Below are 14,398 nucleotides of genomic sequence, written 5' to 3'. Positions count from 1 at the left end.
AGTAACAAGCCTTGATTTACTATATTCAATTAAGTTTATAGGGGAGAGGTAAGAAATGGAATCCACACTTTCTTTAAACACATGGAAACGTTTTGTAAACGAAGGAGCACTTGAATCTTCAAGGTTAAATGACATCATTGTAAAATCGTGGCACCGCTGTAAAAGCGCAGATGTTAACCCTTACCTAGATAAAGGCAGATCGATTTTAAGAAACGAAGATTTTCATTCTCGAAAACAAATGAACTCTTTATTTCTTGAAACGGCGTTGCCGCACTTAGAAAGAATCAGACAATCAGCGGCAGATTTAGGAATGGTTGCTCTATTAATTGACCCAGAAGGCTATATTTTATCTATTACAGGAAATAGACTTACACTGAATGAAGCAAGAAAAATTAATTTTGTGGAAGGTGCCTGTTGGACAGAAAAAGAAGTAGGAACAAATGCAATCGGGACGGCTCTGCAAACGGAAGAACCCATTATGATAACAGGTACAGAACATTATTCGATTGCTTCGCATCAATGGAGCTGTTCGGCGGCGCCTGTTCGAAATGACGACGGAAATTTAATTGGGATTATTAATATTTCCTGTCCCGTAAACAGAGCGCATCCTTATATGCTTGGAATGGTTACGTCCATTGCGTATACAATCGAACGGGAGTTAAGCATTCGAATGCACAAAGACGAAATAGATTTGGTTCATGCTTCTATGAATTTTGTCGATAGCAAGCAGCTCTTGCTGCTTTGCAATTACAAAGAAGTGATTGTAGGAGCAAGTAAAACCGTTCGGGAATGTATACCAAAATGGTCAGGCTTGCAGTTGAATACGATTGTAAAACAGGGATTTCGTATAGTAATGGAAGTGCCTGTAATTTCAAAAAGACACGGTCATTCTATTGGAAAGATTGTTTACTTATCAGAAGAAACGACTCATAACCAAACAACTAAACAGATCTCTGCTCAATCATTTTGTTTTAAAGGAGAAGCAGGCATAAGCCGATCCTTTCAGCGAACATTAGAAGAAATAAAGCAGGCGGCTCCTACGGATACAACGGTCTATATTTTAGGGGAAACAGGTACTGGAAAAGAAGTAGTGGCGAGAACGATTCATGAAAACAGTTCGCGTAAAAACGGGCCTTTTATTGCTCTTAATTGTGGTGCCATTCCGAAGGAACTTATGGAAAGTGAATTATTCGGCTATGCGGAAGGAGCCTTTACAGGAGCACGGCGTCAAGGATATCAAGGGAAGTTTGAACAGGCTAATCATGGTACGATTTTTCTTGATGAAATAGGTGAACTTCCTCATTCTATGCAAGTTTCTTTGTTAAGAGTATTGCAAGAGCGCAAGGTCACGCCTGTGGGAAGCAATCAGGAAATTCCGGTAGACATCCGGATTATTACCGCTACTCATCGAGATCTTCGCCAACTTGTCAATGAAAGGAAGTTTCGAGAAGATTTATACTACCGGCTTCACGTGTACCCCGTGTATGTTCCGCCTTTACGGGAAAGAAAAGAAGATATTCCACATCTTATGCGGTACTTTTGTCAAACGAATGATTGGAATATGAATTTCCCCAAGGAACTAGTAGATAAATTGATAGATTACCAGTGGCCGGGAAACATTCGAGAATTATTTAATGTACTTGAACGCTTGAAAATTTCACTAAACGCGGACACAGAAAAAGAGACAATATTGAGTTATTTGAGTTCTTTACATCTTGGTGGTCAGAGGAACATCTCTCACTCTGATACTTCACAAGAAATAGAAGAAAACGATTTTACGTCCCTATCCGCACTCACATTTCGTGAAAAAGTTCAAAAAGACTTGATGATGGATGCTTTACGTAAAACGCAGGGAAATGTGTCGCTTGCTGCTAAGCTGTTAGATATACCAAGAAGTACATTTTATAACAGATTAAAAAAATTCAATTTATAAGCTGAGAGTTTCTAGCTGTTTTAAATTTAGAAAAAGTAAAAAACGAACCATTGATCAAGATTTTCGATTAGTGGTTCGTTTTTTTTAGGGTGAACGTACGTTCGATTTGTTTAGACCCTTCTAGCAGTTGATTGGAGGGCAAGACGAAAACTCCTGCGGGAAAAGCGGAACAGGTGAGACTCCACAGGAGCGTATGCGACGAGAAGGCTCAGCGGCCGCCTTCGGAAAGCGAAGTCTTGCACGGAACCAACTGACCTGTCACGAGCGTTCAGCTCATGTATCCTATTTGTTCGTCGTTAGATTGAATTGATTTCGTTATATCTCGATCTTTTTTAAATTTAATGAAGAATGTACGCATATTTTATTATCAGATTATTCTGTACTATATACAGTATATTGTATACAATATATAATTTAATCAATATCTAATTAACAAAACCAGAGGTGATGAGTGAATGACAGACAAACAGTTTAGAAATGTACAAGACGGCACAAAAGCGGTATGGGCAGGAGAAAAAGAATCGCTTGCTTACAATGCCACTCAAGTTCCCGTCGTCTTCAGCGTAGCTTACAATTATGATGATGTAGACGAATGGCAAGAAGTTGCGTTAGGAAACAAACCAGGCTATACGTATAATCGCATGAGTAATCCTACGGTTAAAGCTTTTGAAGAAAAAGTAAGGATACTTGAAGAAGCAGAAGAGTCGGTCGCATTTTCCTCCGGCATGGCGGCTATTAGCAGCACATTATACACGTTTTTAAAACCCGGAGACCGAGTCGTATCGGTAAAAGATACATATGGGGGAACAAACAAAATCTTCACTGAGTTTCTTCCTAACATTGGAGTGGATGTAACCTTATGTAATACGGGGAATCATGAAGAAATTGAAGCGGAAGTAAATAAAGGATGTAAAGTGCTGTATTTAGAATCTCCTACAAATCCTACGATGAAAATTATTGATATTGAAAGAATAGCGAAAGCAGGAAAATCGGTAGGGGCAGTGGTCATTATTGATAATACGTTTGCGACACCAATTAACCAAAACCCTCTTCAATTAGGAGTAGATCTTGTCATTCACAGTGCCACAAAATTTTTAAGCGGACATGCGGATGCCTTAGGCGGAGTAGTATGCGGCTCTAAAGAATTAATGCAGCATGTGTATCACTACCGTGAGATCAATGGCGCGACCATGGATCCTATGTCAGCGTATCTTATTTTAAGAGGAATGAAGACGTTAAAGCTGCGTATACGTCAACAAGAACGAAGTGCTTTGGAAATTGCTAAATTTCTTCAAAAGAAAGAAGCTGTTGAAGCCGTCTATTATCCTGGATTGGAAACACACCCTTATCATCATATTGCCAAAAAACAAATGAAAGGCTTTGGCGGAATATTAAGCTTTGTGTTAAAAGGAGAAATGGAAGCTATTAAAATTTTGCTGCCAAAGTTAACGTATGCAAATAAAGCCGGTAATTTAGGAGCAGTTGAAACGATTTACGGTCCGGCAAGAACGACTAGTCACGTAGAATGTACGCTTGAAGAACGTAAAGCTCTTGGAATATCCGAAGGACTGGTTCGCATATCTGTAGGAATTGAAGATACGGAAGATTTAATTGCAGACTTAGAACAAGCATTTGCTCACTTAGAATCTGCATCACCTATTAGTAATTAAAAAGACATGTATTACTTTTTTAAATAAAAATAAGGTAAGCAACTCTTTTTAGTTGGTAGACGTTTCTTCAAAATTGCAGAGATATTGTGGAATAAAGCTGAGAAATTAAACTGCACGTGTATTTTTTCGTCTGATTTTGTAGGTATACTGATAAATTAGATGAAATAAAAATGTTTTTTACACGCTTTAAAAATAAACTAACTTACAATAGCCTACAAATAAGGAATGATAGTATGTCGAAACAAGAAAATGAATACACAATAAAAGATGCATCATTGTTTGGATTTAAATTAATGCAGGTAAGTAAAGCCATCTGGCGAGCTGCAGAAGATGATTGGGAGCAATGGGTGAAACCTTATGGTCTGAATGTAAATGAGCATCATATTTTATGTTTGGCTAGCAACACGGGAGAAATCTCGATGTCAGAGTTAGCTAACTTAGGCGCTATGCATATCTCTACAGCATTTAATTTTTCGAAAAAATTAGAAAATCAAGGATGCCTTCATTTATCCAAAAGGGAAAATGATAAAAGAAATACCTACATCAAACTGACTGAAAAGGGAGAACAATTATTGCTTGACACGCTCAAAGGGTATGAACCACATAACAGTAAGGTGTGCAAAGGCGCACTTCCTTTAAAAACGTTATACGGAAAATTTCCCGATTTTCCAGAGCTCGTAACCGTTGTTCGTCACGTTTGCGGCGGCGACCTAGTGACCGTTGCTGATCAACCTTTTGTGAATATAGAAGAAGCGGGAATAGAAGAAAAGGAAGATAAGAAAGAAGTCCAGCTAACTAGTAATTGAACGCGCTGAATAATGGGCAGAGAATAGGGCTTCGTGAAAATAAGTGAATAACAGACCGAGCTGTTTTATCCGTGAGAAACTTCACGTATAAAACAGCTCTTTTTTATTTTGTGAATAATGATTCTCCATTATATTATGAGAAATTTAGGATAAGCTACCAGTAGTAAATTTATCAGAGAGAAGGAGTAGTTACCATGAATAAGTCAGACTCAATTTCTGTTTTTCAGCTGATCCTTCTTTCGATGACGTTTATTGGCTTAAAAACTCATGTGATGCTTATATCTCCATTAATTAAAACGGCAGGGCGCGATGCTTGGATCACTGTTCTTCTTACTTGTCTTTTAACACTCATATGGGTTCCTTTACTCGTATATGTAAATAAAAAAACAAACGGCGAACATCTTTTTCAATGGATGAAAAAACATATGAATAAGTCATTTACCAACGTTGTTATTTTTCTTATAATCGCTTATTTGACCATTATGGAAATTGCCACCTTACGAGAGACGATTACGTGGATCAATATTATTTTTCTTCAGCGAACACCTTTAATTATACTCGTTTTATTATTTGGTTTTACCTGTTGCTTACTTGCCGCTACGAGCATGAGAACGATTAGTATTGTAAACGTGTTTCTTTTATTTTTTATTGTACTATTAGGTTTTTTTGTTTCTTTTACAAACTTTCAATTTAAAGATTATTCTTTATTGCAGCCTGTTTTAGAAAATGGCTATTTTCCGGTTATTAAAAGTATTGTATTTCAAGGATCAGGGATGGTAGAGCTGCTGCTGCTGCTTTTCTTGCAGCACAAAGTACCGCAGCCTATACGCTATAAGCATTTAGCGGTGGCAGGAATTCTCTTAACAGGCCTTACGATTGGGCCTCTTATTGGGGCAATTACTGAATTTGGTCCTGTAGAAGCCTCTAAGCAACGTTTCCCCCCCTATGAAGAATGGGGAATTGCATCACTTGGAAAGTTTATAGAGCATATCGACTTTTTATCTATTTATCAGTGGCTGTCGGGTACCTTCATCCGCATTTCGACCTTTCTTTTTATTATGAAAGAATTAGTTCCGTTTCAAAAAGGCCACAAAAGGTTTCTTTTACTCATTTTAGTGGTTATCACTGTATGCACGCTGGTTCCTATAACAGACTTTACTTTTTCAAATCTTTTATTTTTTACAATCATACCGGCTACTTTCTGGCTGTTTGTTGCTTTTTCTCTTTTCTTAGTAGTCATAGTCTTTCTAATTTCTCATAAAACAAGGAGGGGTAAAAGTGGAATTTTTTAAGAAGCAAAAAGACTACAGCTCTAAAAAACAAGAGAGCGAAAGTCTTTTAAAAGAAAGTTCTTCTCGTTCTCAGATCATCAATGAGCGTACGTTAAGAGATTTATTTGGAAAATGCGGCGATATTAACTTCGAGACCGTTTATTTTTATAACAAACGAGTGCTTATGATTTATTGTACCGGTTTAGTGAGTACGGAAATGCTATATGGAATGATCCCTAAAAGATTAGAGGAATGCTGCGCTAAGCTAGAGGGGGAAGTAGAAGGAGACAAGATCATAAAATTATTAAACCTTCCCTCAGTTTCTATCGTTCAAAATGAAGAACAGGCAGTTTCAGAAATTTTTTCTGGGAAATTATTCATTGATTTTGGATTACCACACGCTGTTGTGTCTATCGATATTTCTGACCGTCCTCAAAGAAGTCCAGAAGAAACGAAAAATGAAGTAACCATATTGGGTCCTAGAGATAATTTTATTGAAGACTTACCTGTGAATATTGCTTTAATTCGTAAGCGTCTTAAATCGGTTTCCTTGTTAACAAAATCTTTAGAGATTGGAAAACGAACAAAAACAAAAGTAAGCATTTTATACATGGAAGACGTAGCGGACAAGAAGATACTTGACGAGATTATGGAGAAGTTAGGGAATATCGATATAGACGGTATTTTCAGCGGAACACAGCTAGAAGAGCTCATTAATAAAAATCCGTATAGTTTTTTTCCTCGCCACGCTTATACAGGGAGACCTGATTTTGCGGTTCAATCTCTCTTAAATGGCCGGTTCATTATATTAATTGATGGAACTTCATATGCGTATGTTACACCCATTAACCTTTTTTACTTATTAAAAGGATCTGAGGATAAAGAAAATACATATTTATACAGCTCTTTTGAGCGTATTCTTCGAATCTTCGGGCTTTCTATCGCTGCTTTTTTGCCTAGTTTTTGGGTTGCAATGACGGCTTTTCATCAAAATCAGCTTCCGCTCAGCTTATTAGCTACGATTGTTGAAGCAAGAAGAGGTGTCCCGTTTCCTACCTCTCTTGAGGCAATATTAATGCTTCTTTTATTTGAATTGTTTCGAGAGGCAGGGTTTAGACTCCCGACTTCTGTCGGGCAGACCCTCAGTGTAATCGGAGGGCTTATTATCGGTGATGCAGCCATTAGAGCCGGTTTAACAAGTCCCGCCATGCTTGTTGTTATTGCAGGCTCTACGATTGCTACGTTTACGCTAGCAAATCAGTCCCTGATAGGAACCATTTCACTAATCCGCTTTTTTAGTATTATCTGTGTCAGCATTTTAGGTTTTTTTGGCTTTTTTATTTCCATCTTTTTAGTCATGATTTATATTACAAACATTCGGACGTTTGGTGTGCCATATTTCGAATTAGCAACCCGACTAGACGCGAAAAACATTTTAAAATCTCTCTTCCGCCTGCCCGAAAGTAAAAAAGCTACAAGAGCTAGTATGCTTAACCCAAGCGATTCCACCCGCGAAGAAGGAGGAAGTTAGTGAAAAGAACCATAAGGAACTTACTTATACTTGTTATGAGCTCTTTTTTATTGTTTCTTTCGGGGTGCTGGGATACGAATGAACCGGAACAAATGGTATACGCACAGGGAATGGGGGTAGATTTTAAAGATAATCGTTACGTTCTCTATCTGCAGACAATCAATTTAAGTTTACTGGCAAAATCCGAGGCAAGCGGTGCTGGCGCTGGTCAAGTCAAAGTAGAAGTTGGCTATGCAACAGGAAAAACCATTGATGAAGCTATTTTTAGGTATTATCAAATTTCCCAGCGCAGAATCTTTTTTGGGCACTTAGCTTTCCTTGTTTTAACGGACGATGCGTTAAAGCATGGCGCTGTCAAATCTGCGGTGGATTTTTTAGATCGTTATCGGGAAACGAGATACAACATCTGGATGTATGCTACAAAAAGCCCTTTGAAAAAAACGTTGTTAGCTACCCCTATGTTCGAAGTATCTAACGCTCTTTCACGCTTGAGCGATCCTAAAGTGATTTTTAAGCAAAACTCATTTATTCCACCAGTTGATTTAAGAGAGCTCATTATCCATCTTAACGAACCAAGTCATGAAGTAAACATTCCTTTAGTTGAGACTAAAGAACATTTAACAACGGATCAAAAAAGAGAAACAGCTATTCAAGTAAACGGAGCAGTGGCTATTACATCATCTGAATTAAAAGGAGTTTTTTCTGAGAATAAAATCAAAGGGCTCAGATGGATAAGCGATGAATTTGTACGAGCTGGTTTACGGGTAAGGCTGCCTGATCATTCCGATATTGATCTTGTGGTAGACAAGAAAAAAGTAAAAATTGAACCTGTTATAAAAGGTAGTAATCTAACATTTAATATAAAAGTTCGGGCAAAAGCAACGATTTTAGTTATGCCGCAGGACGAAAAACTATCAACTATAAAAAAAGAAGCTGAACAGAAAATTAAGAAACAAATTATTGAAACGTACGCGCAAGGCTTAAGTATAAACAGCGATGTTTACAGGCTTTCTCATGTTCTTTACAAAAAAGAACTGCGCAAATGGAAAGCTGTTCAAAGCAACGGGGCAATTCCTTTAACACAAGACTCAATAAATGTGAAGGTCAACGTACAGGTTAAGCACGGAAACAAACAGCGAATAGGTGCGACTTTAGATTAAAACACTGAAAACCTGCATATCTCACCTGATAATGTTAACTCGTTAAACAAAGGACAAAAGTGGAGGAATAGATAAAATAGAAAAGACCAACCTAAGAACAAATTGAATTAGGAGATTATAGATGGAAACAATCAAACCAATTAAAATAGGTTCAAAAAAAACAAGCGTGAAAGAGAAATTAACAGCCCCCGAAATGGGTAAACTTTGGGCAACCTATATGGGCAACAGCATGTCTTCGTATATTTTAAGTTATTTTCTTGAACACGTTGAAGATCCCGATATAAAAAACCTGTTACAGCATGCAAAAGGCCTAACGGAAGAATTTCAAAGTACCGTAAAAGACATTTTCACAAAAGAGAATGTGCCAATTCCATATGGATTTACGGAAGAAGACGTGAACGTAGGCGCTCCAAAGCTGTTTGAAGATGAATTTTACGTGTATTATTTAAAATATGCTGCTAAAGCGGGACTAAGCATTTACAGTATCGCACTGCCCCTAGTGTATAGAGAAGATGTAAAGACATTTTTAACGTATTGTATGAAAGCTACAATGGAACTGATGGAGCAAATAAAAGCAATCTTAATGGATAAAGGACTTATTATTAAGCCGCCAATTATTCCTGCACCAGAAAAAGTGAACATGGCTAACACTCATTATTTAAGCGGGTTTATAGGAGATGTTCGACCTTTGCATGCATTAGAAATTGCTCATTTGTACGATAACATCGAGAATAATGTGACAAGTAAAGCCTTAATCTTAGCATTTAGTCAAGTTGTTAAAAGTGAAAAAATCCGCGCATTATTTGTAAAAGGTGAAGATCTGACAAATAATGCGGTAGAACGCTATATCGAAAAGCTTCACCGAGCTAATTTACCAGCGCCATCTTTTCTTGATCATTTAGTCACTACTTCTACTTTTTCACCATTTTCGGATAAATTGATGCTGTTTCACAAAATGGATATGTTCTCAATGAAAATGAGAGCTTTTGGAAATTCAGTAGCCGTCAATGGAAGGCATGATTTGGCGCTGTTATATGGAAAATCAATGACAAATATCTCAAGGTTTGTATATGATGCTGCATCTATTATGATGGAAAACGGCTGGATGGAAACACCGCCGGAAGCGGTAGATAGAGATCATTTAAACTCCAACTAATGAAACAACCTGCCATAAAATATGTAAAAAGTTCTTAACCTATATAGCTCTACTGAATAAAACACACACAATACAGATCTCCAGGTTTTGTGTGTGTTTTATTTGAAGAGAAAAAAAGCTGTTAATCCTGTTTTTATATTTACTAGTCATTAAACTAAACCAGCTTAGGATTAAAATTTGTATAGGAGCTCAATGTCTCCCTGTATAAAAAATGCTATTTATTCGCTGCTCTTTATTTTAAAGAAATTACTATACATTTATAAGAGATTAAAAAGAAATTAAAGAGATTATAAACATTGTTAAAAATTATATTGGTAAAAGCCTTCTGCTGACTGAGTTTAAGGGGTATTAAGGAATCAAAAAAAATGCAGTTAACAACAAGAATTTTCACGAAAAAATATAGGATTTTTTTATAACGGCCATATTTTCTACGCAATCGATCGGAAAATAACGTTTATTTATTGTATTTTTTGTTCATTTAGTTGATTTTTTTCACGAAAATGAAAATCATTATCATTTAAAGAGATTTATTATAGTTAATAGACAAATATATTTTAGTAAGTTAAAGAGAAAGAAAGAATAGGAGGGAAATAAAGTAGAGGTGAGTAAAAAAAGGCATAACAAAAAAGAGTATTATAGAGCGTTAATTTTTGCCTGATAATACCCGTTGGCAATTTTGCGGATATACGTAAAGAAGTTTGACTCCATTTCATGCACAAGAGGGCGAAATGCATCCATACTTTCTTCTATGTAAGTTTGTTGTAAGTAACGCTGAACGGACGTTAATGATTTTTCGATTATATCTAAACCAAACTCATGTACAATGGAATGAATATCTTCTTTTTTAATTGAATAATGACCAAAAGATTTAAAGAAATTCTTAAACTGAGCAAATGCATGCTCTCCACGGATCTTTTCGATTTCTTTTTGTTTTTTACTATCATGAGCACCAGTTAAATTAAAGCTTAAAATAAAACCATCCTTGATTTTTTCAATAATTGATTTTCTTGGCTGCTTTTCTTCTAATAATGTTTTGACACAATCATCTTTTTCTAGTATATCGATACGGAAAATTGTACTCAATTTACTAGCCATTTCTTTAATAGCAGCTTTATAGCCAATGTATTTTGGAAGAATGTGTTTTACCTCAGTGTAAGATAAAAGGGCTTCTGAATCTTTCTTTACGTTTACATCAGATTCGTATACATACAAAGCACGTAAAGCCAGGCGCAGCATGTTAATATTTTTGATAGCCAGCAATTGATAAATCACTTCCATCGAAACAGAAGTGTAACCACCTTTTGAAGTATATGTATTGTGATCTTTATCAAGCATTTCCGGAGTATATGATATGTTTTGAGCATCAGCAGCTTCTTTTATATGTAAATCTAAAAAATCCTCTAAATAGTTGTTTAAAGAAACTTGAATATAGTCTCCCCATAAACGATCCCAGCGAATGATGTCATAGTCTTCTAAAAGCTTATTATTATTTTGAACGGTCCGAACGGAACATTGGATTGTATTAGCCAGTTCTTGCTCAGAAATAATTGAAATATGACCTTGGCTGTTACATTTGGCTACGTAAGCTAAAATTTGCTTCATCAGAGAACCCGTCCACTTTATGTCTACAAAGTTTTTTGCTAGACCAAATGAATGTTTTTCATAGTAATAGCTGTTGTCTCGTTTCGTCTCTCTATTTAAACCACTCATGACAATCAGCAGCTTGTTTGCTATCAGAGTGTGCCGTTTTAGTGCCAGCTTTTGTATACTCATGTAGTTACCTCCTTTCCAAAACTATATACGTCATCTTTTACAGTATAGACACAGTCATATAGGCTGTAAAATGACATATTTGCACGGAAAAATGGTGCATTTTTTAAAAAGACTAGTGATACCAAGGGACGAGACATCTATTTACAAGGTGACATATTTGCACGGAGATGTGGAGCAAAAATAGCGTTACATTTCATAAACGTTGATAAAACAGCATTCTTAAGACAAATGTCGTATTATGACGGATGAAATACACGTAATGTGACAAATTCAAAAAAAATTTTGATGTAAAAATGACATATTTGCACGGAGAATAGGAGCAAAAATGATAAAAATAAAGATTTGGGCAACAAAGTGACACATTTGCACGGAAAATAGGGACATAAAACAAAAAAATGCCCTTTTTTAGACACAGAAAGTTCACATTTTTACAAAGAATAAATGAACATTTGCAGAAAAAATCGCGCTTTTTTAAAAAAGTGGCATGTTTGCACGGAAATCTGGAGCAAAAAACACTTTTGCACGGAGATTTGGAGCAAAAAACGCAGAAAACGAAGGGGGAAAGTCGCTGTCTCAAGAAAAATTATGTAAAAGTGGCATATTTGCACGGAAGATTGGAGCCAAACTTATAGTAAATGCAGTATAGAAAGAAAAACGACACTTTTGCACGGGAACCTGGAGCAAAAATTAGTTATAACACTTCTTTCAGACACAAAAAGTTCACAAAATGATAGGGAAGGTGAAGTTTAATAACTATATCAGCAGGGGAAATAGTATGTTTATATGGAGAATTGGAGCAAAAAAACACTTTTGCACGGAAATGTGGAGCAAAAAATGCAGTAACTAATGGTAGGCAGATAAAAAGAATGCTCTTATAAAGATCATAAGAGCATTCTTCTTTTAGCCTATAGAACTTGTTACGTTTTGATAGATAGAAAGGGGAGCATATTCGTAATCACCGGCTAATAAGTCTTTTACTTCACTTTCTCCCACAGGAATAAAGGTAATCTGAAACACTTGGCCCACTCTTTTATAAGATTGGACAGCTAGTTTTTGTTCGACTAGCTCATCTAAGGCTGTTTCAATTTCGACAAGGTTTTCTTTTTTGCGTCTTTTTCGAAAGCGGACTCTTGTCGAAAAATATAAATAATCTCTTGTGACATTGTATGAAGATTTTGTTTCATAGCAAATGAGACGCTCTTTTTGCATAACGAATAGCAAATGGTAAGCGGCGTCTAAACTTAATTTTTCTACTTTATTTTTGTAAATACGCACGGTTTGGCGTTGAATATAGTCTCTATATATCACTTCATTGACGTGAATTTCAGCAATTCGCGTTCCGTTTGGCATCGTAGTAATATCCACAAAGTCAAAAATACCATAGGCAATTGTCTTATTATGCTGTACTTTTGACATGCTGTAGTGCTTCATTTTTGTAATTCTTTCTTCTATCATCTGATAGTTGCGCTTACTGTCTGTTTTATAAAGTGCTTTCACAAGGTCACCAATCTTTACATTAATGATTTTTTGTGTAGCGAACAACTCGTCGCGTTGGCTCATGATCTCTAAAAACACTTTATAATCAAACCGATCTAAATCACTAATTTTATTTCCATTTTCTTCAGCGTATTCTTTTTCTATTAACAATTCGTAATCTGTCCCGTCTTCAGAGTTATAAGTACTTAAGAAATATTCTTTTCCTTCTTTCTCTAATAGGGGTTGCTCAACGAGAAGCTTTGCTCTTGAGTTAGAGAAAAAAGGGTTCTCTACAGTTGAAAACGGGCTTTCAATAATACTATGGTTTCCGTTTTGGAAGCTAGGGTCCAGTATAGTCAGCCCAATAATAATAGATATATCCGTATGGATTGCTTTTTCTCGCTGCGTTTTGGTTTTTTGATGAATATAAGGATAATCAGTTAAGAAGAAGCTATCTTCTTGACTCCATTCACGTAGGATATCAATTCGTTTATTAATGACTTCTTCCGGAGACGGTATGTTTTCAAACTGTTTGCAAAAGAGTTCTTTTCCGTTTGTTTTATAATAAGCTGTTAGCGCTCTGTATTCCCCAATCAGCTCTTTATTCTTCTTGGGCTTTTTTTGCTCATAGTCGCGTATAGCAGCATCTAACCACCTGCGTTTCGTACGATTGAGAAAGTCTTTTTTTAAAATCCTCAACGCTTCGTTTACATCTTTATTTTCAAAGTGCTGCTGATAAAGAGGGAGGATGGTGCTCTCTAAATCACCTTTTATACTTTCGTTATAAACAGATAAGAGGCGTAATTTAGATACTCTATCAATGACTTCGCGTATGAGTAAAGATGAATAATCCATACACATCTAACCTCCTTAATCTTAAGTTAGTCATTTTAATTCTTAGTTGGATAGTAGCTTTAAATCTATTGTAATGCACGAAAGTTCGATGCCACAAACAAAAGACGGCTACTATCTATAGTCTATTTTTCATTATACACGTGCAAAGGGGGCGAAGGGGGAGATTTTCTTATTTTCTTTTTTCGTAATCCAAATTTGGTCATGAAGTATATACATTTGCTGTGTACCTTATGTAAGAAGGATAACTCTGTTCGCAAGACTGCTAATTCTGCTGCGGAGTTTACTGGATGAATAGCAAGCAATTTAACATAAAAGGATATCAGCGGTTAAAAGAGAATACTTTCTAAAACTACTAAACATACCCTGGAGGTCATAAATGAACCCTATATTAAATGAAGTAGGCACGATTTTTATTCCTGTAGAAGATATACAAAAAGCACGAGACTGGTATTGTGACGTGCTAGGTTTGCCGGCAGATGGAGACATTTTATATGATCATTTATATGTGATACCTATGAATGGAACAGGAATTGTATTAGATAGCAAAACTTATTCAAAAAATACGCTTTTTAAAACACCGGCTTTTCATTTGAATACAAACGATATCAAAGAAGCTTATGAGTATATGAAACAGAAAAAAGTAGAGCTAACGACAGGAATTGAACACGATCACTGGTTTATATTTAAAGATCCAGATGGAAATCATCTTATGGTGTGTGAATGCTGAACCTATGGAATGATAAAAGGACCTTCAAGAGAAGGTCCTT

11 protein-coding genes are annotated in these 14,398 nt (G+C 36.1%); 9 read left to right on the top strand and 2 right to left on the bottom strand.

Annotated features, from left to right (window positions below):
- Positions 1 to 55: 55 nt before the first annotated feature.
- From ACRPLY_RS04215 to ACRPLY_RS04180, 8 genes are all read left to right on the top strand, one after another.
- A complete protein-coding gene (locus ACRPLY_RS04215) occupies positions 56 to 1,933 on the top strand; it encodes a sigma-54-dependent Fis family transcriptional regulator (protein ID WP_432231587.1) in 1,878 nt (625 codons plus the stop codon).
- A gap of 127 nt (positions 1,934 to 2,060) precedes the next feature.
- Complete coding sequence (locus ACRPLY_RS04210; protein ID WP_272816163.1) at positions 2,061 to 2,243, top strand: hypothetical protein; 183 nt, start codon at positions 2,061 to 2,063, stop codon at positions 2,241 to 2,243.
- Positions 2,244 to 2,388: 145 nt separating this feature from the next.
- Positions 2,389 to 3,603 carry a cystathionine gamma-synthase family protein gene (locus ACRPLY_RS04205; RefSeq protein ID WP_432231586.1) on the top strand — a complete coding sequence of 405 codons (1,215 nt, stop codon included), beginning with the start codon at positions 2,389 to 2,391 and terminating at the stop codon, positions 3,601 to 3,603.
- Positions 3,604 to 3,836: 233 nt separating this feature from the next.
- Positions 3,837 to 4,409, top strand: a complete 573-nt coding sequence (locus ACRPLY_RS04200) for an HTH-type transcriptional regulator Hpr (protein WP_176344192.1) — start codon at positions 3,837 to 3,839, stop codon at positions 4,407 to 4,409.
- 194 nt (positions 4,410 to 4,603) lie between these two features.
- On the top strand, positions 4,604 to 5,701 hold the full coding sequence (locus tag ACRPLY_RS04195) for a GerAB/ArcD/ProY family transporter (RefSeq protein WP_432231585.1): 1,098 nt from the start codon (positions 4,604 to 4,606) through the stop codon (positions 5,699 to 5,701).
- Positions 5,688 to 7,211, top strand: a complete 1,524-nt coding sequence (locus tag ACRPLY_RS04190) for a spore germination protein (protein WP_432231584.1) — start codon at positions 5,688 to 5,690, stop codon at positions 7,209 to 7,211. Before ACRPLY_RS04195 ends, ACRPLY_RS04190 begins: the two co-directional genes overlap by 14 nt.
- Positions 7,211 to 8,371, top strand: a complete 1,161-nt coding sequence (locus tag ACRPLY_RS04185) for a Ger(x)C family spore germination protein (protein ID WP_224357907.1) — start codon at positions 7,211 to 7,213, stop codon at positions 8,369 to 8,371. The genes ACRPLY_RS04190 and ACRPLY_RS04185 overlap by 1 nt, the downstream gene beginning before the upstream one ends.
- 121 nt (positions 8,372 to 8,492) lie before the next feature.
- Positions 8,493 to 9,527 (top strand): DUF3231 family protein, encoded by a 1,035-nt coding sequence (locus tag ACRPLY_RS04180; protein WP_432231583.1) that lies wholly within the window; start codon positions 8,493 to 8,495, stop codon positions 9,525 to 9,527.
- A 633-nt stretch (positions 9,528 to 10,160) separates the two neighbouring features.
- Here the strand turns inward: ACRPLY_RS04180 and ACRPLY_RS04175 are convergent.
- The gene (locus ACRPLY_RS04175) at positions 10,161 to 11,300 is read right to left on the bottom strand and encodes a hypothetical protein (RefSeq protein ID WP_421544359.1); all 1,140 of its coding nucleotides are present in this window, start codon (positions 11,298 to 11,300) and stop codon (positions 10,161 to 10,163) included.
- Positions 11,301 to 12,200: 900 nt separating this feature from the next.
- Positions 12,201 to 13,631: a hypothetical protein gene (locus tag ACRPLY_RS04170; protein ID WP_028413700.1), complete on the bottom strand. Its 1,431-nt coding sequence runs from the start codon at positions 13,629 to 13,631 to the stop codon at positions 12,201 to 12,203.
- Positions 13,632 to 14,007: 376 nt separating this feature from the next.
- Here ACRPLY_RS04170 and ACRPLY_RS04165 point away from each other — a divergent pair, with 376 nt between their 5' ends.
- Positions 14,008 to 14,358 carry a VOC family protein gene (locus ACRPLY_RS04165; protein WP_028413699.1) on the top strand — a complete coding sequence of 117 codons (351 nt, stop codon included), beginning with the start codon at positions 14,008 to 14,010 and terminating at the stop codon, positions 14,356 to 14,358.
- The last annotated feature ends 40 nt before the right edge of the window (positions 14,359 to 14,398 follow it).

It is taken from the genome of Priestia sp. TGN 0903, assembly GCF_050846855.1.
GTDB lineage: Bacteria > Bacillota > Bacilli > Bacillales > Bacillaceae_H > Priestia > Priestia zanthoxyli.
Note: the sequence above shows the minus strand (reverse complement) of the source record. Positions and strands in the feature narration are given on the sequence as shown.